We start from the raw sequence: 22,632 nt of genomic DNA, 5'->3' as shown, positions 1-22,632 counted from the left end.
TTAGCCCGCGTTGGCCTTCACGATATCGTTAATCAGGATATTCACCGGTTCGAGGCCGATCTCCCGTGCGTTACTCTCATAGGCTGGCGTGGTGCGTGCCTGGCTGGCCAGCATCTGGCCGTCGCTGTTGCTGGTGTCTACCTTGACCAGCGTCGACAGGCCAATACGCAGCGGATGCTGGGAAAGCTGGTTGGCATCCAGCTCAATACGCACCGGCAGACGCTGAACCACTTTGATCCAGTTCCCGGTGGCGTTCTGCGCCGGAAGCAGCGAGAAGGCGCTGCCGGTACCCATATCGAGACCGACCACCTTACCGGTGTAGGTCACGTCGTCGCCGTAGATATCACTCACCACGGTTGCCGTCTGGCCGATACGCATGTGCGCCAGCTGGGTCTCTTTAAAGTTAGCATCTACCCACAGGCCGGAGGCCGGCACCACTGCCATCAGCGGAGTCGTGACGCCGATCTGCGCCCCAGGCTGAACCGCACGGCGGGAGACGTAGCCGGTCATGGGGCTGACGATTTTGGTCCGCTGCAGGGCGAGCCAGGCGTTGCGTACTTCAGCTGCGGCCTGCTGCACCGCAGGCTGATCTTCCAGGCGAGTGCCCAGAATCATCGCCTGGTTGGCGTTATACTGCTGAACCGCCACGTCGAGCTGGGCCTGGGCGCTGGCTACGGCGTCCCGGGCGTGCTGCAGCTCTTCACGGCCAATCAGGTTAGCGGTCCCCAGCGGCACGCGACGATTAAGATCGCTCTGCGCCTGGGCGAGGGCGGTCTTCTGCACCTCAATGTTGGCCTGATACTGTTTGCTGTTGATCATCATCTGGCGGGTCTGGCGCACGCTCGACGCCAGCGCGGTCTGTGCCTTCTCGAACGCCTGCTGCGCGTCAGTGGGATCCAGCGTGACCAGCACGTCACCCTTTTTCACAAAGTCGGTGTTATCGACCCAGACTTTCGTCACGCTGCCGGACACCTGCGCCATGATCTGAACCTGGTTCCCTGCCACGTAAGCGTCGTCAGTCTCTTCATGATGACGCAAAACTAAAAACCAATAGATCCCATATGCCACGGCAATAACGATAAAGAGCAAGGTCAGAATAAGCAGGATGCGCGTACGCTTACCTTTCTTATTGTTGACCGGTTGCTGCGGGGTTTGACTCTCCGCATTTGCGCTCATGTTTGTTCTCCACGATCTTATTATTTCACATCGGCTGAGCCGACCTGTTCACCAAAAGGCCAGCACGTTGTGCTGGCCTGGCAATTTCTTATGTAATCAGGATTGTCGTGCGGATCGTCGCGTTAGCGCAGCGCCTCAAGGATGACGTCTTGTTCATCCATCTCATCCAGGCGAGTAAGCAGCTTACGGGTGATCTGCTCAAGCTGCTCTTTCTCTTCAACGGTAAGCGAAGACCAGAGCTGGTGCAGGCAGTTATGCTGCGGGGGTAGCACCTGACGTAAAAACTCATGACCTTTATCGGTCAGTTGCAGATGCAGGCAGCGGCGATCGTTATCGCTCTCGCGACGTTCGATCCAGCCGCGCTTTTCCAGTTCATCGGCGATACGGGTCGCGTTAGTACGGGACGAACCCAGCGCACAGCTCAGCTCAGAGGGTTGAATGCTGTGGTTTTCCTGAGACTCCAGCGTAATTAACGCCATAAATAACGTCTCGTTAATCCCTTGAGCTTTCAGCATCTTATTGCGGTTATCCAGCAGCTTGCCCTGCATGTGCATGCACAGACGGGTAAGGAGGATCTCGTTGAACGGGAAATCCTCATAGCGACTGGCGCGAAATTTTAGCATTTGTTCAATGGGCGTAAACGAACTATCCATTTTTGGTATGACCTCATTAGTTACAGCCGATATAGTAACGATAGTGACAAATAAAGTAAATGTATTAATTATGGATATACATTTAGGGCCTGAAACCGTCACCAAGCGGGGATACCTTACCACCCCCGCCGTTACCTAAGTCAATAAAAGGTAAGGAGTGGTTACTCCGTAGCCGATTGCCGATGATAGCCGCGCCACCAGACCAGCAGGTTGATCAGGGCCATCACGCTGCCTGCCACGCAGACGCCGCGCCAGCCGTCGTGCTGCCAGGCGCTGGCGGAGATCAGCGACCCGGCTGCGCCACCGATAAAGTAGCTGGTCATGTAACCTGCGGTGAGGCGGTTACGCGCCTCCGGCTTAACGCGGTAGATCACCGTCTGGTTGGTGATGTGCACCCCCTGCACCGTGAGATCCAGCACGATAATACCGACGATCAGCGCCAGCGCCGAGGCGTGGCCGAACCAGATGGCAACCCACGACAGCAGGAGCAGCAGCAGACCCCAGGTGGTAGTCAGGTGTGATTTGCCCCGATCCGCCAGGCTGCCTGCGGGACGCGCACCGAGCGCACCCGCGGCCCCTGCCAGGCCAAACAGGCCGATGACGCCTTCAGAGTAGTTAAAGGGCGGGGCGGCCAGCAGGAAGGCCATAGAGGTCCAGAGAATGCTGAAGTTGGCAAAGGTAAAGCAGCCCAGCACGGCGCGGGTACGCAGCAGCCTGTCACGAGTAAAGAGAGAGAACACCGAGCCGAGCAGCTGGAAGTAGTTGAGGTGATTGTCCTGCTTAACCTTGGGCAGGCCGCGCCAGAGGGCAAACGCCATCACCACCATCAGGACGGTGGCTACCCAGTAGACCGTACGCCAGCCGCCGAGGTTCGCCAGCAGTCCGGCCACGGTGCGCGCCAGCAGGATCCCCAGCAGCAGGCCGCTCATGATCGTTCCGACGACCTTGCCACGCTTCGCCGGTGTGGCGAGGGTCGCGGCCAGCGGCACCAGTATTTGCGCGACCACGGAAAAGAGGCCGGTGAGGGCGGTGCCGAGGATCATCATGCCCAGCGACTGGCTGGTGGCGGTAATTAACATCCCGCCCGCCGCAAGCAGGGTCATCACTACGATCATTGTCCTGCGCTCGAACATATCGCCCAATGGCACCAGCAGCAGCAGGCCCGCCGCATAGCCGAGCTGGGCGGCGGTAACGATAAAACCGGCCTGGCTGGAGGAGAGCGAAAAGGCGCGCGCGATGGTATCGAGCAGGGGCTGGGCATAGTAGTTGCTGGCCACGGTAAGGCCGGTAGCCACGGACATAAGCACAATCAGCGCGGGGCTGAGCGGATGGGTTGATTTGGTCATGAGTAGGCGATATTCAGATAAATGATTATTTATCATAACGAATTCGCGGATAGCTGGGGAGGGTTCGTGTGTCGGTTCGTGCTGTTGAAAAAATGCTCCCCCACCTGCAGGTGAGGGAGAGAGTGCTTACTGCTGCGCGGCCAGCGCCTCTTTGATCCAGCCGTCAAACTGCTGCTGGTGAGCTTTGATCCAGCCGTCGACGTGGCCCTGGATATCCGCTTCCGAGGCTTTGCCCGCGTGCATCATGGCATTCTGGGCGTTGATGTCCGCCAGCGGCAGCTTCATTACGGAGAACAGCTTCGCCGCCGCCGGGTTTTTCTCGGCCCAGGCTTTGTTGGCCACGATATGCATGGTGTTTACCGGGAAGCCGTAGTTCATGCCGTTTGGCAGCTTGGTGTCGATATCCTTCTGCTCGCCCGGCAGAGAGGAGAACGGTACCTGCAGCCAGACCACGTCGCGGCCCGGCTTCATCACATCACTCACCCAGTATGGGGTCCAGGTGTAATAGATGATGGGCTTGCCCTCTTTGAAGCGGGCAATGGTGTCGGCCATCATTGCGGAGTAGTTACCGTGGCTGACCTCAACGGTTTTTTCCAGATCGAAGGCTTTGTTCTGGTGATTAATCACCGCTTCGCAGCCCCAGCCTGGCGAGCAGCCCATCATGTCGGCCTTGCCGTCACCGTTGGTATCAAACAGTTTAGCGATCTTGGGATCCTTCAGCTGTTCGATATTGGTGATGTGGTACTTCTCGGCGGTCTTCTTATCAACCAGGTAGCCCTGCGCCGCGCCGGAAACAAAGGTGCCTTCACGGTAGAACTTCTTATCGCCACCGGCGGCGGCGTACATGTCGTCATGCAGCGGCTGCCAGTTAACGGCGGTAAAGGTGGCATCGCCGGAGGCAATTGAGGTGTAGCCGACGTTGTAGTCCACTTCGCTGGTTTTATTCACGGTATAGCCGAGCTTCTCAAGGGCGCGGCTGACCAGCAGCGTCTGGAAGGATTCTTCAGAGATGGTGCTCTGGATCGGCTGGACGGTCATGCCTTTGCCCGGTAGATCGGCGGCGAAGGTGCTGGTTGAGACAAGGGTGGCAAACGCTGTGGCAATAAGTACGTTATGTCGCATCGTTGTTCCTTAATTATGGGAAGAGAGGGATCGGCCCGGCAAGCTGAGTGCCGCCGGGCAAGAACTTACTTAATGAAAGGACGAGTCACTAATCCGATAGGACCGGAGGTATACCAGCGGCGGTTGCCGCGGCTGCGGGAGTCGCGACCCACGGCCTGGGTCAGGCGGTCGAGAATGATCGCCAGGATCACGATCCCGACGCCGCCGACGGTGGCAAGGCCCATATCGAGGCGGCCGATACCGCGCAGCACCATCTGGCCGAGGCCGCCCACGGCGATCATCGAGGCGATCACCACCATCGAGAGGGCGAGCATCAGCGTCTGGTTCACACCGGCCATGATGGTCGGCATCGCCAGCGGCAGCTGCACTTTAAACAGCATCTGGCGCGGGCTGGCCCCGAACGAGCGTGAGGCTTCGATCAGATCCTCTGGCACCTGGTTGATACCGAGGATCGTCAGACGCACGATCGGCGGCAGGGCAAAGATAATAGTCACCACTACGCCCGGCACGTTACCGATACCGAACAGCATGACGATCGGCACCAGGTAGACAAACGCCGGGGTTGTCTGCATCGCATCCAGCAGCGGACGAATAATTTTCGCCGCCCGCGGGCTGCGTGCCAGCCAGATCCCCATCGGCAGGCCAATCACCACGCAGAAGAGCAGGGCGGTCAGCACCAGCGCCAGGGTGATCATCGCCTGCGACCAGGCACCGATCGCGCCGATCAGGATCAGCGATATCAGAGTGGCGATGCCCATGCCCGCGCTGCCAAACTGCCAGGCGATCAGGGCAAAGACCACGATGGCGACCGGGGCAGGCATGCCCAGCAGCAGCTGCTGGAAGCCGTTCAGGATATAGTCCACCGGCACGCGGATACCCTGGAACACCGGACGGAAGTGGGTAACCACCCAGTCGATGCCGGTAGTGACCCAGCTGTCCAGCGGGATCAGCGTCTTGTGGAACGGATCCATAATATTGAAGTGTTCCGGCGCAGGCGGGGCGCTGGTCAGCCAGTCTGCACTGCCGCCGTCGGTCGGTGCCGCAGCCGGAGTACCCCATGCGTCGGCGGACTGCGTTGCGGTAGATTGTGCGGCATCTGCCGCCTCGGTGGTTCCCCACGGATTAGATTGATCAGCCATTGTTTGCCCCCTCGCGATCTAAAGCCTGCAGCAGCATCCGTTTTGAGATGATGCCGACGTACTGTTGCTCCTCACCCACTACCGGCACGGCACAGGGTGCCTGGCCTACATGGGAGAGCAGTTCGCTAAGCGGCGTCTCTGCGTCGACCGGAGCCGGAGAGTCAATTAACGCCGCGTCGATACCCTGCTGCTGGCTCAGCGCCGCCTTCAGGGAGTCGATGGAGACCGTGCCGACAAACTTGTTGCCGCGCTCAATGACGTAGCCATATTCGCGGTCCTCGTCTTCCAGCAGCTTCAGCGCCGAGCGTGGGCCGAAGCCGGGGGCTTTACGCAGCAGGCCAACCGGGCTACGGCGGGCAATATCCTTGGCGCTAAACACCTGGCTGATGTCCACGCCGCGGAAGAAGGTGCGCACGTAGTCGTTGGCCGGGTTATTTAAGATCTCATCCGGCGTGCCGACCTGCACCACTTCGCCACCCTGCATAATGGCGATGCGGTCGCCGATGCGCATGGCTTCGTCGAGATCGTGAGAGATAAAGACAATGGTGCGCTGCTGGCGCGACTGAAGCTTCACCAGCTCGTCCTGCATCTCGGTCCGGATCAGCGGATCGAGAGCCGAGAACGCTTCGTCCATCAGCAGAATATCGGGGTTAATGGCCAGAGCGCGGGCAAGGCCTACACGCTGGCGCATGCCGCCGGAAAGCTCATCCGGATAGGCGTGGGCGTAGTTCTCCAGCCCGACCTGACGCAGCGCATCCAGCGCTTTTGTCTGGCGCTCGCCCGCAGGCACTCCCGCTAATTCCATACCAAACGCCGTATTGTCCAGTACGGTCATGTGTGGCATTAGCGCGAATGACTGGAAGACCATTGCAATCTTTTTCCTGCGCACCTCACGAAGCTCGGCGTCGGAGATTTTGGCGATATCGACGCCATCAATCAGTACCTGGCCGCGGGTGGGTTCAATCAGGCGATTGAGAAGGCGAACCATGGTCGATTTCCCCGATCCGGAGAGCCCCATGATGACGAATATCTCGCCTTCTTCAATGGCCAGACTGGCGTTGATAACGCCAAGCGATAGCCCTGTTTTTTCCAGAATTTGTGCTTTCGAAAGTCCCTTGTCGATATATTTGAACGCACGCTGTGGGTTATCGCCAAATATTTTATAGAGATTCTTTACTTCGAGTTTAATTGCCATGCAATAAAAAAGTTCCCGTATTTATTTATATCAATAACAATCCTGATGGAAATAATGAACGGGCTATACCCTAGCACAGTGAGAATCTGAGACAACCCTCAATCGCACTCTGGCATGGAATTTGCCGAACCGCGAACGGCGCGACTTCCAGTGATATAAGGGCCTGGCGGCGATATGCAGGGGCGCAATTTTTTTTGCCGCGGCAACGGAAATTCCTCCGAATTTGCAGCCTTCAGAGGAATAATTAGCAGAGGTTAACCATACGTTAGAAAGAAATAAATTTGTAATATGAATGGCTGTTTTGGGAAATATCCTGGCGGGCCCGTGGAGAATAGGGCCCACCAAAATAACAATTAAAAATCCCAGTCTGCGTCTTCAGTTTCCACCGCTTTGCCCATCACGTAGGAGGAGCCGGAGCCGGAGAAAAAGTCATGGTTTTCGTCGGCATTGGGTGACAGCGCCGCCAGAATCGCCGGATTGACGTCGGCCATCTCCGGCGGGAACAGCGCCTCATAGCCAAGGTTCATCAACGCCTTGTTAGCGTTGTAGCAGAGAAAGGCTTTCACCTCCTCTTCCCAGCCGGTTCCCGCGTAGAGCGCCTCGGTATAGGCCAGCTCGTTATCATAAAGATCCATCAGCAGATCGAGGGCGAAATTTTTCAGCGCCTCCCGCTCGCCAGCATCTACTTTTTCCAGCCCGCGCTGGTACTTATAGCCAATGTAGTAGCCGTGCACCGCCTCATCGCGAATGATCAGCCGGATAAGATCGGCGGTGTTGGTCAGCTTGCCCCGGCTGGACCAGTACATCGGCAGCCAGAAGCCGGAGTAAAACAGGAAAGACTCCAGAAAGACGCTGGCGATCTTCTTCTTCAGCGGCGCATCGGCGGCGTAGTGCGCCAGGATAATCTGCGCCTTACGCTGGAGCGGGACGTTCTCCTCGCTCCAGGCGTAGGCGGCATCCACGTCGCTAGTCTGGCAGAGGGTGGAGAATATCGAGCTGTAGGAGCGGGCGTGCACCGCCTCCATAAAACTGATGTTGGACATCACCGCCTCTTCGTGAGGCGTAATGGCGTCGGCCATCAGCGCCGGTGCGCCCACGCCGTTCTGAATGGTGTCCAGCAGCGTCAGGCCGGTGAAGACGCGGATCGTCAGCTGCTGTTCAGCGTGGCTTAGCGTTTGCCAGGCGGGAATGTCGTTCGACAGCGGCACCTTCTCCGGCAGCCAGAAGTTGCTGGTCAGCCGGTTCCAGACCTCCAGATCCTTATCGTCCTGAATAATGTTCCAGTTAACGGCGCTAACCCGTGATAAACGGCTCATCCTCTTCTCCTTATAGCGCGCATGACACGCAGCCTTCAATTTCAGTGCCTTCCAGCGCCAGCTGACGCAGGCGAATGTAGTACAGCGTCTTGATGCCCCGCTTCCAGGCATAGATCTGCGCCCGGTTAATATCGCGAGTGGTGGCGGTATCCGGGAAGAAGAGGGTGAGAGACAGGCCCTGATCCACATGGCGCGTCGCTGCCGCGTAGGTGTCGATGATCTTCTCGGGACCAATCTCATAGGCATCCTGATAGAGATGCAGGTTATCGTTGGTCATAAACGGGGCAGGGTAGTAGACGCGCCCGGTTTTACCCTCCTTGCGGATCTCAATCTTCGACACAATGGGATGGATGCTGGAGGTGGCATGGTTGATGTAGGAGATGGAGCCGGTGGGCGGCACGGCCTGCAAATTTTGGTTGTAGATGCCGTAGCGCATCACGTCCTCGCGCAGCTGGCACCACATCTCCCGCGTCGGCAGCACGATGCCCGCCTGAGCAAACAGCGCCCGCACGGTCTCGGTTTGCGGCTGCCAGCGCTCCTCAATGTACTGCGTAAAATATTCGCCGCTGGCGTAGCGCGACTGCTCAAAACCAGCAAAGCGCTGCCCGCGCTCGCGGGCCAGCATCATGGAGGTATTCAGCGCATGCCAGGTAACGGTGTAGAAGTAGAGGTTGGTAAAGTCGATCCCCTCTTCGCTGCCGTAGGCGATGCCTTCCCGTGCCAGGTAGCCGTGCAGGTTCATCTGCCCGAGACCAATGGCGTGCGACGCGGCGTTGCCGGCTTCAATCGAGGGCACGGAGCGAATGTGGCTCATATCCGACACCGCCGTCAGCCCGCGAATGGCGGTTTCCACGGTGCGGCCAAAGTTGGGCGAGTCCATGGTGTGGGCGATGTTCAGCGAGCCAAGGTTACAGGAGATGTCGTGTCCGGTTTGGGCGTAGTCGAGGTTCTCGTCATAGGTCGAGGCGCTGTTGACCTGCAAAATCTCCGAGCACAGGTTGCTCATATTGATCCGCCCGGCAATGGGATTAGCGCGGTTGACCGTATCCTCGAACATGATATACGGATAGCCTGACTCAAACTGGATCTCCGCCAGCCGCTGGAAGAAATCACGGGCGTTGATGGTGGTTTTGCGAATGCGATCGTCGGCGACCAGCGCCTCGTAGTGTTCGCTGATGGCGATATCGCCAAAGGGTTTGCCGTAGATGCGTTCCACGTCATAGGGGGAGAAGAGCGCCATCGGGGCGTTCTCCTTCGCCAGCCGGAAGGTCACGTCCGGGATCACCACCCCCAATGAGAGCGTTTTAATGCGGATCTTCTCATCGGCATTCTCCCGCTTGGTATCGAGAAAGCGCAAGATATCCGGGTGGTGAGCGTGCAGATAGACGGCCCCGGCACCCTGGCGTGCCCCCAACTGATTAGCGTAGGAGAAGGCATCCTCGAGCATCTTCATTACCGGGATCACGCCGGAGGACTGGTTTTCAATCCGCTTGATCGGCGCGCCCGCCTCGCGCAGGTTTGACAGCAGGAAGGCTACCCCACCGCCGCGCTTGGAGAGCTGGAGCGCCGAGTTTACCGCCCGGCCAATCGACTCCATATTGTCTTCGATACGCAGCAGGAAGCAGGAGACCAGCTCTCCGCGCTGCTGCTTGCCCGCGTTTAAAAAGGTAGGCGTCGCGGGCTGGAAGCGGCCGGAGAGCATCTCTTCGCTAAGCTGGCGAGCCAGCGCTTCGTCGCCCTGGGCCAGGGTCAGGGCCACCATCACTACCCGATCCTCAAAGTGCTCAAGATAGCGTTTGCCGTCGAAGGTTTTTAGCGTATAGCTGGTGTAGAACTTCCACGCGCCAAGAAAAGTGTGGAAACGAAAGCCGCGCCGGTGGGCGCAGGTAAAGAGATCGACGACAAACGCCTGACTATATCGCGCCAGCACGCTGCCGTCGTAGTAGCCCTCGCTCACCAGATAGTCCAGACGTTCCTGCTGGCTGGCAAAGGCCACGGTATTCGGCAGGACATGCGCGGTGTGAAACGCCTCCACCGCCTGACGATCTTTATCCAACTGAATGTGGCCCGATGAATCATAGAGATTCAGCATGGCATTCAGCGCATGGTAGTCCGGCGCGGTCTGCATCACACGCTCTGCGGTTGTCGTTGCCAAAATTCGCTCACTCCTTTTCGCACGTTGTCGAGATCCTGCTGCGTGCCCATCAGTTCAAAACGGTAGAGGTAAGGGACGCTGCACTTTTGGGAAATCACATCCCCGGCGCGGCCATAGGCATCACCGAAGTTACGGTTGCCAGCGGCAATGACGCCACGGATCAGCGCCCGGTTTTGTGGATCGTTCAGAAAGCGGATCACCTGGCGCGGCACCGCGCCCGCCGTGCCGCCACCGCCGTAGCTGGGAACGATCAGAATGTAGGGAACGTCCACCTGAATACGCTCGCGCTCGTTAAGCGGAATGCGCACCGCCGGCAGCCCGAGGCGCTCAATAAAGCGCTGCGTATTTTCCGAGCTGCTGGAGAAGTAGACGAGAGTGCTCATGCGCTGGCGACGCGGGAGGCGGGCAGCAGGCGGTTAATCATATCCGGACGGAAGCCCGACCAGCTGGTGTCGCCCGCAATCACTACCGGCAGCTGGCGAAAACCCTGCTCCCGCAGCGTATCGGCAGCTTCCGGAACGAGATCGATATTCACCATCTCAAACTCAACGCCCCGGCTCTCCATAGCCCGTTTTGTGGCGTGGCACTGGACACAGTCGTTTCGAGTGTAAATAGTTATGCGCATGATTCGTATTCCCATTTATAATGGTGGGCCGGCGCGGAAAACCGCACCGGGATATGTTGTTCTTGCTTACAGGAATACTAGATGTAGTTATAAAAATTATCAACCACGCTATATATAGGTTTTAGGGCAGGCTTATGCCCCGTCGACGATGGCGACGGGGGCGGGTGGCTTTTAGCCGAAATTACAGGCGCATGGCAACGGCGAGGCGGTTAAATGCATTCATCAGGCTGATAGCGCAGGTCAGATCGCTCACCTGCTCAGCGCTAAAATGGGCCAGCAGAGGCTGGTAAACGCTCTCTTCCGCGTGGCTGTCGGCAATATGGGTAACCGACTCGGCCCACGCCAGCGCCGCCTGCTCTTTATCACTGAAGTGGTGGCTGATCCGCCACCCTGCCAGCGCATCGAGTTTTGCCTGCTCAACGCCCGCTTTACGTAGCGCCCGGCTGTGCTTGTCGAGACAAAATGCACAGCCGTTGATCTGTGAAATACGCAGGTAGATAAGCTCAATAAACGTGTTATCAAGCGAGCATCGCTCCAGCGCCTGGCTGGCCTGAATCAGGCCGTTGTAGATGGCTGGGCTAAGTTCATAGAAAGGCTGGCGTAGTAGCTGGGTCATCACTCTTCTCCTCGTTAAGATGGCGAAAATGTAGCACTATGATGGTCTGCTCTGGAGAGCCATATTTTGATTAAAAAGGCAGACCATAATGGACGCACGCTATCAGCAAATTGCCCGGCAGCTTAAAGCCGCCATTACTTCTGGCGAGCTCAAAACCGGTAGTCGCCTGCCGTCGAGCCGGACATGGGCCCAGGAGAATGGCATTTCACGCACGACGGTTGAGCAGGCGTACGGGGAGTTGGTGGCACAGGGATGGCTGGAGCGGCGCGGACAGGCGGGCACCTTCGTGAGTCAGACTTCGCCTTCGGCGTTAGCAGAGGCACCCGCCGTGCCGCCCGGCGACGAGCATGAACCAAAGCCGTTTCAGATGGGCTTGCCCGCGCTGGATCTCTTTCCACGTGCGCTATGGGCGCGGCTGACCGGCCGACGCCTGCGTACCCAGTCGCGCTTCGATCTCACGCTTGGGGATCCAGCGGGTGAGGCTATTCTGCGTCAGGCTATCGCCGACTACCTGCGCTTCTCCCGCAGCATTGAATGCCAGCCGGAGCAGATATTTATTACCTCTGGCTATGCGCAGTCGATGAGCCTGATCCTGCAAACGCTGGCCCATCCTGGGGATAGCATGTGGGTGGAGGATCCCGGTTTCCCGTTGATCTATCCCGCCATTGATGGGGAAGGGATCCAGCGGCTTCCGGTGCCCGTGGATCACAATGGGATGGATATCGAGGCGGCGATAGCGCGCTGGCCCCAGGCACGGTTTGCGTTACTTACTCCGGCCCATCAAAGCCCGTTGGGTGTGGCGCTGTCGCTGCCCCGCCGCAGGCAGCTGCTGGCGCGGGCGGCCCAGCACGATATGTGGATTATTGAGGACGATTACGACAGCGAGTTCCGCTATCACGGCAGGCCGCTGCCGCCGTTAAAAAGCCTCGATGCACCGCAGCGGGTGATCTATACCGGCACCTTTAGCAAATCCCTGTTTCCGGCCATACGCACGGCATGGATCGTCGTGCCAGCCGCCGAAGCTGCGGCGTTCCGTCAGCGGATCAACAGCACCCCGTGCAGCGTTCCCACGCTGTGGCAGTGCGCGCTGGCGGATTTTATTCAGCAGGGACACTTCTGGCGTCATTTGAAAAAGATGCGGCTGCACTATGCGCAGCGGCGAGCCTGGCTGGAAGCGGCGCTCATCCATTACGGGTTTAACGTGGTGCCTCAGCACGGCGGCATTCAGCTGGTGGTCGATATCGACGGCGATGACAGAGCCATTGTGGCGCGGGCGCAGCAGAGAGGGCTGGCAGTACAGGCGTTAAGCGACTGGCATAGCACGCAACCGGGGCGCAGCGGGATCTTGATGAGTTTTACGAATATAACGTCCGCCGAAATGGCGATGCAGTGGGTAGGGCGGCTTTACGAAAAGGAGTGATACAGGAAATAAAAGAAACCCCGTGAGGGTTAGCTCACGGGGTTGGAGATTATCGACGGAGGCTTAGCAGCGCCCCGAGGAAGATCCCGGCGGCAGCGGCAGCACCTACGCTGCACCATGGCCTGTCTTTAACAAAGCTATCCGCGCAGCCTGCAACATCGGTCGCTGCTTGCGTAACGCGATTGCGGCCATGCAGCTTGGCTCGGGTCTGTTTCAGCAGCGCCTGTGCTTTACGACGTGCGCCGTCTGCATCATCTTTTGCATCGCTTCCCCAGGACTTCAATACCGCCTCCAGAGAGTCCGCTAGCTGGCTGACATCATTATTAATATCGTCTACGCCTGCATCTACGTCGCTACGGTTTGGTCTTCTAAGCATATGATCCTCCCTTGATTTCGATGTATTAACCAGTGTAGCGCATAATTTTAACCTCTGACGGCAATCACGACTTGATGGGGCGTTTATGGACTTTTCCGAAAGCGCTGCTAATGCTCAATACTGTAAGGTGGCGCTGCTGTAGACGATGACGAGGATAAAATATGTACTTACGACCCGATGAGGTGGCACGCGTTCTTGAGAAGGCGGGATTTACCATGGACGTCGCGACGCCAAAGGCCTATGGCTATCGTCGCGGAGATAACTATGTGTATGTGAACCGTGAGGCACGGATGGGGCGCACGGCGCTGATTATTCATCCTACGCTGAAAGAGCGCAGCCAGACGCTGGCTGAGCCGGCTTCCGATATGAAAACCAGCGATCACTATCAGCACTTTCCGCTCTACTTAGGCGGCGATGCGCAGGAGCACTACGGCATTCCGCACGGTTTTAGTTCACGTATGGCGCTGGAGCGTTATCTGACCGGGCTTTTTGGCGAGTCGGCCTGACTCGCCACGCCATCAGGCTTTGGCCTGATGATAGCTGCTGACCCGGAACAGGCGACGGCAGTAATCGAGGAAATAGCCGTAGGCGGCGCCCATCACCATTGAAACCACGATATTTGAACTGACGGCAGCAGCGATCTGATGCCAGTCAGCGCCCACCACTAACAGGATCGTCACGTAGACCGGCGACTGAAACGTCACGTATGCCAGCACGTCCGCCAGGTTTTTAACCCCGCCAGCAGGGGAGAACCCTCGGGCGAAGCGCATAAACGCATCGCGATAGAGGCCATAGGGCCATGCAATGAGGATATTTACCGGGATGGCGACCAGCCGCGAGGAGAGAGACTGCTCGAACGTCATTCCCGAAAGGAAAATTTCAATCAGCATATTCACGACAGAACAGTAGACGACCATCGCAAACGTGTCCGCCATGGCATGACGCAGGCGAGATTGCGGAGAGAACATGCTGATGCTCCTGCATAAAAGTAACTAAAAGGGAAAGGTTAGACAGCGTTTTGCGATGCTGCTTTGATTGCGCATAGAGTATATCTCTGCCTGTCAACGTACAACTAGCGTAAAATTTTTATTTATCACGCTTTTGTCGATAACATTCTCTGCCGCAGGCTGTTTTTCATCCGCTGCGTTATTTTTGGTGGGTTTTTAGGTTAAATTTTTATTAATCAATGAGTTATTAGAAAGAGAGGACCGGCGAGGGGAAGCGTTACGGTGAGCGAGCGCCCACCGTAGGAGAAGTATCTTTTAGCAGACGCCGAAGTTGCCTTCTTCTTTGTACAAAGTCACATCAGCAGCCTTAATGGTTACCTTTTCACCCTGCTCATTACTGGCGGGTACGGCAACAATCTGATCATCATTCACTTCTACAACTTTAAGCTTCTGGCCGCCGATGCGGGGCTGAACATAATCACCAACTGAAAACATAATGTCTCTCCTCTCTTTTGATGCAATCACTATAGGCCAGGCCAGCAGCCTGAGAAAATAAATAAGATCGATTATAACTATCGTTCAACACCTTAAGCGAGATTAAGCCAAAGTTTAAGGGTAAGTAAAAGAGGGTAAAAGCGCGGGGCGAAAGTGGCAGAGTGACTTAAAATAGCTACGCTTAAAGAGAAAATCTCTTTTTATACAGCCACCTGGATAAATTTTACACGGGAGTAATTATGGGTTTCTGGCGCATTGTACTGACGATTATTCTGCCCCCGCTGGGCGTCCTGCTTGGCAAGGGCTTTGGTATGGCGTTCATTCTGAACATCATCCTGACACTTCTGGGTTACATCCCGGGTCTGATCCACGCCTTCTGGGTACAGTCGCGTTCATAATGCCGCTTTCGGGCAGGAGACCTGCCCGTAGCCGTCACGCCGCTAGCGTCTTTTAACCGCGTCGAGAATGTAGGGTTCCAGCAGCTTCGCCACGGCAGCGAAAACCGGAACCACCACAGAGTTACCGAACTGGCGGTAAGCCTGGGTATCGGAGACCGGAATTCGAAACGGTGCCTGCCCAGGCTTTTCAAACCCCATCAGACGCGCGCACTCTCTTGGCGTTAAGCGCCGGGGCCGCCGCAGCTGGTTATCAGCGTTGCTGAAATCAGCTTCGCCGAGCGCCCGATCCCATCCCCTGTCGATTAAAATCTCCGAACCGTCTTTGTAGTAGCGGGCCGACAGCGTACGCGCCACGCTCTCTGCGCGGGTGGGATCCACCAGACCGAAGCCAAAGCCGTTACCTTTTGCCTGATGTTTTTTGGCGTAGTGCCACAGATAGTGCCAGAGCTTTTCTGACAGGATGTATTTGCTGTCCGCGTCCGGCTGCAGGAGCTCGCCAAAGGCAGGGCGGCGTTCGGGATAAAAACGAGATATGTCGCGCAGGGTAAAGCCATTATGAATGCCCAGATCGCGTCTGAACCCTACCAGCACGATGCGCTCCCGGTGCTGGGGCAGGAAGTGTCGACCATCGATAACCTTGGGATCGTCTTTGCCCACGGCGGCCGCATCGGCAACCTCATAGCCCAGCTCATCCAGCGTCGCCATAATGACGGCAAAGGTTTTACCTTTATCGTGGCTCTTCAGGTTCTTCACATTTTCCAGCACGAAGATAGCGGGCTTTTTCGCTTTGATAATTCGCGCCACGTCGAAAAAGAGGGTGCCCTGCGCTTCACACTCAAAGCCGTGCGCGCGGCCGAGGGCGTTTTTCTTGCTGACCCCTGCCAGGCTGAACGGCTGACAGGGGAAACCAGCAAGCAGCACATCGTGGTCGGGGATAGCGGCATCGATGTGCGCATAGGCCTCGGTTTCAGACACGTCTTTATCCGCGCTGAGGGTGACTTCGCGGATATCCTGGTTAAACCGATGTGATGCTTCGTCATTAAACCAGTTAGCCTGATAGGTACGAACCGCGTTTTTGTTCCACTCGCTGGTGAACACGCACTGTCCGCCGATGGCTTCAAAACCATGACGAATGCCGCCAATGCCGGCAAAAAGATCGATAAAGCGAAAGGCATAGTTGGGATGATGCGCCGGAGGCGAAGGGAGCATTTTTTGTAGCAGCTCAGCTTCTAATGCCGTCAGGGTTTTCGGTGCGCTCTTACCGTTCACCCAGCGGTTAAGCGTCTCCCGGCTCCACTCGCTCTTACCCAGCTTTCGCAGCTGCTCCGCGACATATTTTTGACCATAGATGGCCAGCACCTGATCCAGCAGCTTCCTGTCCTGAGACTGCTGCCGCTCCTCTTGCGTACGCGCGCGCTCAAGCAAATCCTGCGCTATCACATCAAATTCCGCCATGATCTCTCCTTGGGGTTAATGCGTGAAAATATATCACTCATTTGACCCAGCGGAACGAAGATTTTTTGTTAAATAGTGCCGGGTAACGGTTAAACGTCTCAGCGAGAACCTCAGAATCGATCGGGAAGATTTCGGTTAATACGAACCAGCCTGCCTTTTTCCATCTCAATAAAACCACCCGCTTTGAGTTCGGAAAGGATTTTCAAAATAATACTTCTCGATAATCTGGAGAAGGTTTGCATATATTTTACAACGGTATAGCGCTCTTTAATCGCACAGGCGTTTTCACTGTCCATATAGATAAGGTAGCTTCTAATAATCTCATAGGCGGACTGTAACCCGGACGTAGCGGTGCGTGCCGCTAACGAGTTGATAATGGTAACCATAACGTTAATAACGTCAGGCCAGAGATGTTGTTCTTCAATAACCTTTATAAAGTCATCAATATTAATTGAGTCAATCATACAGGGGGCAATAGCCTCATGCTGAGCAATAGTGCCGTCTGGAGCAAGTTGTCCAAGGCCAATAATTGATGGGCTCATCATAATGCCCAGGTTTTGTTTTTTTTCGTCTTTACCCACTGAGCTAATCAGTGCTCCATCAAGCAGAAAGTAAATTTTTCTCGAGGCTTTTTCATTTTTCACTTTTATAGGTAATGTCTGACCCGGCTCAAGCAGAGAGGGCTGTTTAACAGGAAAGTGAGATAAAATAGTGTTAATCGATTCAAGAGGCTTGTTTATTTTATGAAGTTCCATTCTTCTTCCTTATCCTTAATGGATATATTGAAGGTGGATATACTAACTTTTGAAACAAATGAAAGGAAAGGTTATGTGCAGTAATTAATGGGTTATATTGTATTAATAATGCTTTGATGATTTTTTAATATTTCTTAATCTGTAAGAAGAGTTTCCAGATCCCATTACATCTTAATAGCCTGAGCCAGGCCTGTAGGAATCGAGGGCTGGCGTGCCAGTCGGTGACCTTTAGAGGGAAAGAGTGTAAGGTGGGACAAGGATCAAAGCGTCTATTGATGTCGTTAAGAGCCATGATGGAAAGATATTTTGTGAAAGTGGTCACGTAAGAACAGTATGTTTTTGAACAAAAAAAGCTGTTTTTGCCTGCGTAGTTAAAGAAGGCGGGATTTTTACATGTACATATTTATATTGACCAATAAATAGTGGAAACATTATTTCTTGGGTGAATTAATACGTAAATAAATATCCCGCCATACGGTGGATTAACGCATGGTTAAGCCGCCATCGACAGAGATGGATTGACCGGTGACAAAGGATGAGGCGTCGCTGGATAACCAGAGCACCACATCGGCAATCTCTTCCGCCCGACCGTGACGCTGCATGGGGACGCTATTAACCATCGCATCCAGCGCCTCTTTCTGCCCGGAAGCGGCCATTTGTTCCGCCATTGGCGTCCAGATTAGCCCAGGGCATACGGCATTAATGCGAATATTCCGGGCGGCATATTCCAGCGCTGCGCTTTTGGTCAGGCCTAACACACCATGCTTGGCGGCATGATAGCTTGCACGTTCTGCGCCACCCACAATACCGCCTATAGAAGAGCAGTTAACAATCACGCCGCTTCCCTGTTTGCGCATCTGCTGAAGTTCATATTTCAGGCATCCCCATACGCCGCGCAGGTTCACGGCGTTGACACGGTCAAAGTCTTCAGCCGTAGCGTCAGCAATCTCAGCCAGGACATTCTGAATGCCGGCGTTATTAAAGGCGATATCCAGGCGACCAAAGGTGGCGACCGTTTCCTGAATCATGGCTTCCACTTCGTCCAAATTAGCTGCGTTACAGGTTACGGCTTTGACATTATATCCTTCGGCTATGAGATCATTCGCGGCAGCCTGTACCGCGTCAGTATTAAGATCCGCGAGGACGACCGAGGCACCTGCGGCGGCATAAGCCCGCGCGGTAGCCAGACCAATTCCAGATGCTGCGCCGGTAACCAATGCAACTTTTTTGTCTAATGAGTAGTTCATATCTATTTCTCCGGTTACTGCTGAATTTTAAAATTACGTTCCCTGCGCGATGCATAAAGGACATCACGAAAGAGTCTATTTGGTGATTTTTTAAAGCCGCCTTGAAGTAATTACAGGTTCTTACCAAAGAACGCGGTGAGTTTGTCTACTGCCGGGTTAACAAACTGCGGCTTATCGTATAAATCGAAATGTGATGCGCCGGGGATAATCATCAGCTCCTTCGGTTGTTTAGCATTATTATATGCCTGCTGGCGCGCAATGGTATTAATGCCCTTTGCGACAGTGGTAGGTTGGTTTTGCACAGCAATGGCCGCGTTAGCCATAAGTAATGACGTGTACAATAGTGTAGCCTTTAATAATGACATAATCCCCTCCGGGTAGGCGTATTTAACAGGCAATTAAATATTAATAGCCATGCTATGGCTTTATCTATTCTGGAATACGGCTGATTATCGTCTGCCAGTTAATTTACTGGAGAGATAAGCGATAAGCCATACCGCCCAGTTTCTTGCATTCATAAATAAAATTCATTAATCTGATTTTGGTAGAACAATGACTAACTTGAATGCGCTGTGGGCGAGTAAGGGTAAAGATGGCACGGGAAGGTTTCGGGGATTTAATCGCGCTGATAGCCGTGGCGCAAACGGGAAGCTTCACCCGAGCAGCGGCACAGCTGGGCGTTACGCAGCCTGCGCTGAGCGTCAGCATTCGCGGCCTTGAAGAGCGTCTTGGCGTTCGTCTTCTATTACGCAGTACCCGCAGCGTAACCTTAACGATGGCCGGGCAGCATCTCGTGGATCGCCTCGTGCCTGAGTTTGCGCAGATCGATAATGAGCTCAATTCATTGAACGATCTTCGGGACAAGCCAACGGGCACCCTGCGTATAACCGCGATTGATTACGCCATCCGATCGGTTTTATGGCCCAGACTCTCCCCCTTCCTCAAACAGTATCCCGATATCACCATTGAGCTTGTCAGCGAGTATGCCAGCGTGGATATCGCCGCCAGAGGCTATGATGCCGGGGTACGCTTTGGTATGGAACTGGCGCAGGATATGATCTCCGTGCGGATTGGCCCCGATGTTAAAAATACCGTGGTCGGTTCAGCAGACTATTTTGCCCGGCATGCCGCTCCCCAGACGCCGGACGAACTTAGTCAGCACCAGTGCATCAGGTTGCGGACATCAACCTATGGCGGCCTCTACGACTGGGAGTTTACTGACGGCCAGCGAACCTTCGACGTCAGGATTAACGGCCCGGTGATCTGTAATAACGCCTATGACATTTTTGAAGCGGCGAAGGAAGGTTTTGGCCTTGCCTATCTGCCTCTGGATATGGTTCAGCCCTGGCTTGATTCTGGTGAGCTGGTGTCAGTACTTCAGACGTGGTGCCCGGTTTGGCCTGGCTTTCATCTCTATTATCCCAACCGACGTCAGCATTCCCGGGCGATGACGCTGCTGGTCGACGCCTTACGCTATCAGGAAAAACAGGCGTGATGCTTTATTCACACCGTAAGAGGGGAGCAGAGCATGGCTGATGAAATATACCGAGATATTGTGGCGTTCATTACCGTTGCCAGAGCGCGCAGTTTTACCCGAGCGGCTGCGGAGCTAGGAGTGTCACAGTCGGCGCTGAGCCACACCATTCGCAACCTTGAGGAGCGTCTGGGACTGCGCCTGCTAATCAGGACTACCCGCAGCGTTTCACCTACCGAGGCGGGGGAGCGATTACTCGAACGCGTGTCGCCACGGTTTGCGACTATCGCTGATGAGCTGGCCTCGCTGCGAGAGCTGGGCAGCAAGATTGCTGGCAGCGTCAGGATAACGGCGTCAGATTTTGCGTTTAATACGTTCATATGGCCCCGCCTTTCAGATGCGCTGCTGAAATACCCCGAGGTAAAGCTGGAGGTAGTTAACGATCCTGCGCTGACTGATATCGTTGCCGAACGCTTTGACGCGGGCGTCAGGCCGGGCGACCGGATCGGGAAAAACATGGCGTCAGTGCCTATCTCTCCCGATCTGCAAACCGTTATCGTTGCTTCGCCTTCCTATCTTCAGGACCGGGTTATCCCTCAGACGCCTGATGATTTAGCAATACACGCCTGTATCAATACGCGGTTTTCCCTTAAGGAGGGGATTAACGCCTGGGAGCTTAAGAGGGGCGATGTTGCTCTGCAATGCCGTGTCGACGGGCCGCTGATCTTTAATTCGGTCTATGCCGCGATGGATGCCGCTCTGGCAGGATATGGGCTGGCCTATGTTCCTGAGATCCTCGCTCGCCCCTGGCTGGAGAGCGGGCGTCTGCAAAAGGTGCTTCAGGATTGGTGCCCCATGCAGCAGGGGTATCACATCTTCTACTCTAGCGAGCAACAGCTTCTGCCAGCGCTGGCGCTGATTATTGATACGCTGCGCTATGACCCGCAGGAGTAACGGGGGATTGAGCAGTGAGGGAGCAGATTATCGGGATTTCTTCGGATCTATGTACTTTTATCCATCTCAGCAGCGAGCCTGTTTATTTCGTTAAGAATGTATTTCCGGCGCTGTTTCAGCAGCAAGCTTGCAGGGATGAAGCGCTCTATTATAGTTGGCTTCTTATTTACGTACTCAGTTACGAGCCGTTTAATATCATTTTTTGTCCAACCCTCCATCACCGGCGTAGGGTTGCATAGAAGGTTAGTTTGTAGGGCAGGGGCAACCTCCTGATCCAGGATGGCAAAGATCTCTTCCCGATTCAGCCCTGAATCCTTAAGTTCCTGCGCTATCCATCTGTAGTCATAGTCCTGTAGCTCCCGCCCGGTGAAAAGCTCAGATAACGCGTACCAGACAGTGACGCGGATAGCTAATTCGGTTTCGTTAAAGTGCATTAGTTTCTCTCCTGCGGTAAAACATACATGGTTCCAAACAGGAGGTCTGTTCCGGCCGAGGCCAAGATGCCACCTACAATTGCAGCCACACCAATACAAAGTGGTGCTGTTGCTGCACAAACGCCAGTTGCTACTACCGCAGCACCGGCTCCCCATCCTCCTGCAATACCGGCAGTAGCTATAGCGCCCTGATGCAGGGTTTCGGTAGTTTTATCTTCTGCCTGATAAATTTCATATGCAGCGATAGCCAAAGACACAAAAAGAACGCGCTTACCTGCAACACCTAGTGTTTTTGCAATACCTGATACTGCGCCCCTGTCACGACCAGCCGACTGGATCATTTCCTTAAATACTGTGGCTTGTTGCCTTTCAGAAAGGGACTCAAAAGATTGTTGAAACATTCTTGTGGAGTAATGTTCGGTTAAATCAGCCATGGTGCGTCCAGACGGCTTTAGTTTTTTCGCGTAGGCCCTACCGACAGGGCTGTTTCTTAATCGTGAAAGATCCAGTATTTCGTTACGCATTTGAGAGGCTAAAGAGGCTGCTTCTCGAGGCGTCATCTTCCCGCTTTCAACTGCATGGACAAACTCAGCAGACATCTTTTGAATATCACGTAAATATTGCTCTCTGACGCGGGAGTCTTGGATACAATGCGTGGCAAAGTTTGAGGCCGTCCCTTGCAATGAGGCAAGAGCCGCAGAAAAGGCTCTTTGATCATTTTTCATTGCGCCTGCGATGGCAGGGTATGTGAATCCCATTCAGCACCTCACTATGATAAACATGCATTTTCTTAAGAATATAGAAATTTGGTTTATTGGTTAACCAAACTCTATGCGATTTGTGAAACGTAGCCAACTATTCAGAATTTCTTTAAGCATTATAACAATGCCATTGTTACCGCTTATGCTTATCTCATGTTAGCTATTTTTCTATATTATTGTCACTTTTTCGGCAGCCATTCACCGCTCCATTAGTTTTAGAGCCTGCTATGCTGCTACTTACTAATCGGCGTAAGTTTGAAATTTTATGCCCATACTCATCTTAGGCTGAGTAGCGAATAGGTACACAGCATGGTTCGTTATGTATCAGAGCTGCCATTTGTTGATATAGGATGAAGCGGTTTTTTTGGTTCGCATTAATTTCCAGTGTTGAGATATTGGCTCGGCAGGTTTCTGACAGATGGATCTCCATGGCGATGGCAATCAACCGTTTGCCTTTAGGCCACGGGCGCGTCAGGGCATTTGCCAAGGTTGACGAAGCCAGTCCCGCTTCCTCGAGAGTTTCACTAGACTAGTGCTGTGATTGTGTAAGGCGACGATGATGTCGACAGGATG

At 54.7% G+C, this 22,632-nt stretch carries 25 protein-coding genes and 1 pseudogene; 5 read left to right on the top strand and 21 right to left on the bottom strand.

Features of this window, described 5'->3' with window-relative positions; all coding sequences use genetic code 11:
- The 11 genes from emrA to EV102420_RS00290 all read right to left on the bottom strand — a co-directional run bounded on the left by emrA (position 1) and on the right by EV102420_RS00290 (position 11,343).
- On the bottom strand, positions 1-1,176 hold the full coding sequence (emrA, locus tag EV102420_RS00340) for a multidrug efflux MFS transporter periplasmic adaptor subunit EmrA (RefSeq protein WP_042387618.1): 1,176 nt from the start codon (positions 1,174-1,176) through the stop codon (positions 1-3).
- A gap of 122 nt (positions 1,177-1,298) precedes the next feature.
- Positions 1,299-1,829: a transcriptional repressor MprA gene (mprA, locus tag EV102420_RS00335; protein ID WP_042387615.1), complete on the bottom strand. Its 531-nt coding sequence runs from the start codon at positions 1,827-1,829 to the stop codon at positions 1,299-1,301.
- Positions 1,830-1,990: 161 nt separating this feature from the next.
- Positions 1,991-3,175, bottom strand: a complete 1,185-nt coding sequence (locus tag EV102420_RS00330) for an MFS transporter (protein ID WP_042387613.1) — start codon at positions 3,173-3,175, stop codon at positions 1,991-1,993.
- Positions 3,176-3,301: 126 nt separating this feature from the next.
- Positions 3,302-4,297, bottom strand: a complete 996-nt coding sequence (gene proX, locus EV102420_RS00325; RefSeq protein ID WP_042387610.1) for a glycine betaine/L-proline ABC transporter substrate-binding protein ProX — start codon at positions 4,295-4,297, stop codon at positions 3,302-3,304.
- A 65-nt stretch (positions 4,298-4,362) separates the two neighbouring features.
- Complete coding sequence (gene proW / locus EV102420_RS00320) at positions 4,363-5,436, bottom strand: glycine betaine/L-proline ABC transporter permease ProW (RefSeq protein ID WP_042387609.1); 1,074 nt, start codon at positions 5,434-5,436, stop codon at positions 4,363-4,365.
- Positions 5,429-6,631: a glycine betaine/L-proline ABC transporter ATP-binding protein ProV gene (gene proV / locus EV102420_RS00315; RefSeq protein ID WP_042387607.1), complete on the bottom strand. Its 1,203-nt coding sequence runs from the start codon at positions 6,629-6,631 to the stop codon at positions 5,429-5,431. The genes proW and proV overlap by 8 nt, the downstream gene beginning before the upstream one ends.
- A 353-nt stretch (positions 6,632-6,984) precedes the next feature.
- Positions 6,985-7,947: a class 1b ribonucleoside-diphosphate reductase subunit beta gene (gene nrdF / locus EV102420_RS00310; RefSeq protein WP_042387606.1), complete on the bottom strand. Its 963-nt coding sequence runs from the start codon at positions 7,945-7,947 to the stop codon at positions 6,985-6,987.
- Positions 7,948-7,957: 10 nt separating this feature from the next.
- Positions 7,958-10,102, bottom strand: a complete 2,145-nt coding sequence (gene nrdE, locus EV102420_RS00305) for a class 1b ribonucleoside-diphosphate reductase subunit alpha (RefSeq protein WP_042387604.1) — start codon at positions 10,100-10,102, stop codon at positions 7,958-7,960.
- Complete coding sequence (gene nrdI, locus EV102420_RS00300; protein ID WP_042387603.1) at positions 10,075-10,485, bottom strand: class Ib ribonucleoside-diphosphate reductase assembly flavoprotein NrdI; 411 nt, start codon at positions 10,483-10,485, stop codon at positions 10,075-10,077. Before nrdI ends, nrdE begins: the two co-directional genes overlap by 28 nt.
- A complete protein-coding gene (nrdH, locus tag EV102420_RS00295; RefSeq protein WP_042387601.1) occupies positions 10,482-10,727 on the bottom strand; it encodes a glutaredoxin-like protein NrdH in 246 nt (81 codons plus the stop codon). Before nrdH ends, nrdI begins: the two co-directional genes overlap by 4 nt.
- Positions 10,728-10,908: 181 nt before the next feature.
- Complete coding sequence (locus tag EV102420_RS00290; protein WP_042387599.1) at positions 10,909-11,343, bottom strand: carboxymuconolactone decarboxylase family protein; 435 nt, start codon at positions 11,341-11,343, stop codon at positions 10,909-10,911.
- A gap of 88 nt (positions 11,344-11,431) precedes the next feature.
- On the opposite strand from EV102420_RS00290, the gene pdxR reads away from it, so the two are divergent.
- Positions 11,432-12,763 carry a MocR-like pyridoxine biosynthesis transcription factor PdxR gene (pdxR, locus tag EV102420_RS00285; protein ID WP_042387597.1) on the top strand — a complete coding sequence of 444 codons (1,332 nt, stop codon included), beginning with the start codon at positions 11,432-11,434 and terminating at the stop codon, positions 12,761-12,763.
- Positions 12,764-12,812: 49 nt separating this feature from the next.
- Here the strand turns inward: pdxR and EV102420_RS00280 are convergent, their stop codons facing one another.
- Entirely contained in the window at positions 12,813-13,139 is a 327-nt protein-coding gene (locus EV102420_RS00280) for a DUF883 family protein (RefSeq protein WP_042387595.1), read from the bottom strand.
- A 161-nt stretch (positions 13,140-13,300) separates the two neighbouring features.
- Here EV102420_RS00280 and EV102420_RS00275 point away from each other — a divergent pair, with 161 nt between their 5' ends.
- Positions 13,301-13,645 carry a DUF2002 family protein gene (locus EV102420_RS00275; protein WP_042387593.1) on the top strand — a complete coding sequence of 115 codons (345 nt, stop codon included), beginning with the start codon at positions 13,301-13,303 and terminating at the stop codon, positions 13,643-13,645.
- Between the two features lie 12 nt (positions 13,646-13,657).
- Here EV102420_RS00275 and alaE read toward each other — a convergent pair whose 3' ends face one another.
- Both alaE and EV102420_RS00265 read right to left on the bottom strand, forming a co-directional pair.
- Positions 13,658-14,107, bottom strand: a complete 450-nt coding sequence (gene alaE, locus EV102420_RS00270) for an L-alanine exporter AlaE (protein WP_042387592.1) — start codon at positions 14,105-14,107, stop codon at positions 13,658-13,660.
- A gap of 294 nt (positions 14,108-14,401) precedes the next feature.
- On the bottom strand, positions 14,402-14,581 hold the full coding sequence (locus EV102420_RS00265; protein WP_042387590.1) for a GDFGVC terminal motif YodC-like protein: 180 nt from the start codon (positions 14,579-14,581) through the stop codon (positions 14,402-14,404).
- Positions 14,582-14,820: 239 nt separating this feature from the next.
- Here EV102420_RS00265 and EV102420_RS20970 point away from each other — a divergent pair, with 239 nt between their 5' ends.
- A complete protein-coding gene (locus tag EV102420_RS20970) occupies positions 14,821-14,979 on the top strand; it encodes a YqaE/Pmp3 family membrane protein (RefSeq protein WP_042387589.1) in 159 nt (52 codons plus the stop codon).
- A gap of 42 nt (positions 14,980-15,021) precedes the next feature.
- On the opposite strand, the gene EV102420_RS00255 is transcribed toward EV102420_RS20970, so the two are convergent.
- The 4 genes from EV102420_RS00255 to EV102420_RS22650 all read right to left on the bottom strand — a co-directional run bounded on the left by EV102420_RS00255 (position 15,022) and on the right by EV102420_RS22650 (position 18,801).
- Positions 15,022-16,434, bottom strand: a complete 1,413-nt coding sequence (locus EV102420_RS00255; RefSeq protein ID WP_042387588.1) for a DNA cytosine methyltransferase — start codon at positions 16,432-16,434, stop codon at positions 15,022-15,024.
- Between the two features lie 110 nt (positions 16,435-16,544).
- Positions 16,545-17,189: a helix-turn-helix domain-containing protein gene (locus tag EV102420_RS00250; RefSeq protein ID WP_042387585.1), complete on the bottom strand. Its 645-nt coding sequence runs from the start codon at positions 17,187-17,189 to the stop codon at positions 16,545-16,547.
- A gap of 482 nt (positions 17,190-17,671) precedes the next feature.
- Positions 17,672-18,436, bottom strand: a complete 765-nt coding sequence (locus tag EV102420_RS00245) for an SDR family NAD(P)-dependent oxidoreductase (RefSeq protein WP_042387582.1) — start codon at positions 18,434-18,436, stop codon at positions 17,672-17,674.
- A gap of 110 nt (positions 18,437-18,546) precedes the next feature.
- Positions 18,547-18,801 carry an alpha/beta hydrolase gene (locus tag EV102420_RS22650; RefSeq protein WP_042387580.1) on the bottom strand — a complete coding sequence of 85 codons (255 nt, stop codon included), beginning with the start codon at positions 18,799-18,801 and terminating at the stop codon, positions 18,547-18,549.
- Between the two features lie 227 nt (positions 18,802-19,028).
- Between EV102420_RS22650 and EV102420_RS00235 the strand changes: the two genes are divergently transcribed.
- Together EV102420_RS00235 and EV102420_RS00230 are read left to right on the top strand one after the other, a co-directional pair.
- On the top strand, positions 19,029-19,931 hold the full coding sequence (locus tag EV102420_RS00235; RefSeq protein ID WP_042387577.1) for a LysR family transcriptional regulator: 903 nt from the start codon (positions 19,029-19,031) through the stop codon (positions 19,929-19,931).
- A gap of 33 nt (positions 19,932-19,964) precedes the next feature.
- Positions 19,965-20,864, top strand: coding sequence for a LysR family transcriptional regulator (locus EV102420_RS00230; RefSeq protein ID WP_042387574.1), 900 nt, complete (start codon positions 19,965-19,967; stop codon positions 20,862-20,864).
- 47 nt (positions 20,865-20,911) lie between these two features.
- Here EV102420_RS00230 and EV102420_RS00225 read toward each other — a convergent pair whose 3' ends face one another.
- The 3 genes and pseudogenes from EV102420_RS00225 to EV102420_RS20965 form a co-directional block, all read right to left on the bottom strand.
- The gene (locus tag EV102420_RS00225; protein ID WP_042387572.1) at positions 20,912-21,298 is read right to left on the bottom strand and encodes a DUF7079 family protein; all 387 of its coding nucleotides are present in this window, start codon (positions 21,296-21,298) and stop codon (positions 20,912-20,914) included.
- Entirely contained in the window at positions 21,298-22,056 is a 759-nt protein-coding gene (locus EV102420_RS00220; protein WP_042387568.1) for a hypothetical protein, read from the bottom strand. Before EV102420_RS00220 ends, EV102420_RS00225 begins: the two co-directional genes overlap by 1 nt.
- Before the next feature lie 377 nt (positions 22,057-22,433).
- Positions 22,434-22,620: pseudogene (locus EV102420_RS20965) on the bottom strand (helix-turn-helix domain-containing protein).
- Between the last annotated feature and the right edge of the window lie 12 nt (positions 22,621-22,632).

Source organism: Pseudescherichia vulneris NBRC 102420 (assembly GCF_000759795.1).
GTDB classification, from domain to species: Bacteria; Pseudomonadota; Gammaproteobacteria; order Enterobacterales; family Enterobacteriaceae; genus Pseudescherichia; species Pseudescherichia vulneris.
Note: the sequence above shows the minus strand (reverse complement) of the source record. Positions and strands in the feature narration are given on the sequence as shown.

Bases quoted from the DNA above. Each gene is read 5' to 3' on its own strand.
- EV102420_RS00220 (WP_042387568.1), bottom strand. From the start codon at position 22,056: ATGGGATTCACATACCCTGCCATCGCAGGCGCAATGAAAAATGATCAA.
- proV (WP_042387607.1), bottom strand. From the start codon at position 6,631: ATGGCAATTAAACTCGAAGTAAAGAATCTCTATAAAATATTTGGCGAT.
- nrdF (WP_042387606.1), bottom strand. From the start codon at position 7,947: ATGAGCCGTTTATCACGGGTTAGCGCCGTTAACTGGAACATTATTCAG.
- EV102420_RS00235 (WP_042387577.1), top strand. From the start codon at position 19,029: ATGGCACGGGAAGGTTTCGGGGATTTAATCGCGCTGATAGCCGTGGCG.
- mprA (WP_042387615.1), bottom strand. From the start codon at position 1,829: ATGGATAGTTCGTTTACGCCCATTGAACAAATGCTAAAATTTCGCGCC.
- EV102420_RS00265 (WP_042387590.1), bottom strand. From the start codon at position 14,581: ATGTTTTCAGTTGGTGATTATGTTCAGCCCCGCATCGGCGGCCAGAAG.
- EV102420_RS00290 (WP_042387599.1), bottom strand. From the start codon at position 11,343: ATGACCCAGCTACTACGCCAGCCTTTCTATGAACTTAGCCCAGCCATC.
- proX (WP_042387610.1), bottom strand. From the start codon at position 4,297: ATGCGACATAACGTACTTATTGCCACAGCGTTTGCCACCCTTGTCTCA.
- nrdH (WP_042387601.1), bottom strand. From the start codon at position 10,727: ATGCGCATAACTATTTACACTCGAAACGACTGTGTCCAGTGCCACGCC.
- EV102420_RS00330 (WP_042387613.1), bottom strand. From the start codon at position 3,175: ATGACCAAATCAACCCATCCGCTCAGCCCCGCGCTGATTGTGCTTATG.
- EV102420_RS22650 (WP_042387580.1), bottom strand. From the start codon at position 18,801: ATGTCATTATTAAAGGCTACACTATTGTACACGTCATTACTTATGGCT.
- EV102420_RS00250 (WP_042387585.1), bottom strand. From the start codon at position 17,189: ATGGAACTTCATAAAATAAACAAGCCTCTTGAATCGATTAACACTATT.
- nrdI (WP_042387603.1), bottom strand. From the start codon at position 10,485: ATGAGCACTCTCGTCTACTTCTCCAGCAGCTCGGAAAATACGCAGCGC.
- EV102420_RS00230 (WP_042387574.1), top strand. From the start codon at position 19,965: ATGGCTGATGAAATATACCGAGATATTGTGGCGTTCATTACCGTTGCC.
- proW (WP_042387609.1), bottom strand. From the start codon at position 5,436: ATGGCTGATCAATCTAATCCGTGGGGAACCACCGAGGCGGCAGATGCC.
- EV102420_RS00280 (WP_042387595.1), bottom strand. From the start codon at position 13,139: ATGCTTAGAAGACCAAACCGTAGCGACGTAGATGCAGGCGTAGACGAT.
- EV102420_RS00245 (WP_042387582.1), bottom strand. From the start codon at position 18,436: ATGAACTACTCATTAGACAAAAAAGTTGCATTGGTTACCGGCGCAGCA.
- pdxR (WP_042387597.1), top strand. From the start codon at position 11,432: ATGGACGCACGCTATCAGCAAATTGCCCGGCAGCTTAAAGCCGCCATT.
- EV102420_RS00225 (WP_042387572.1), bottom strand. From the start codon at position 21,298: ATGCACTTTAACGAAACCGAATTAGCTATCCGCGTCACTGTCTGGTAC.
- EV102420_RS20970 (WP_042387589.1), top strand. From the start codon at position 14,821: ATGGGTTTCTGGCGCATTGTACTGACGATTATTCTGCCCCCGCTGGGC.
- alaE (WP_042387592.1), bottom strand. From the start codon at position 14,107: ATGTTCTCTCCGCAATCTCGCCTGCGTCATGCCATGGCGGACACGTTT.
- emrA (WP_042387618.1), bottom strand. From the start codon at position 1,176: ATGAGCGCAAATGCGGAGAGTCAAACCCCGCAGCAACCGGTCAACAAT.
- EV102420_RS00275 (WP_042387593.1), top strand. From the start codon at position 13,301: ATGTACTTACGACCCGATGAGGTGGCACGCGTTCTTGAGAAGGCGGGA.
- EV102420_RS00255 (WP_042387588.1), bottom strand. From the start codon at position 16,434: ATGGCGGAATTTGATGTGATAGCGCAGGATTTGCTTGAGCGCGCGCGT.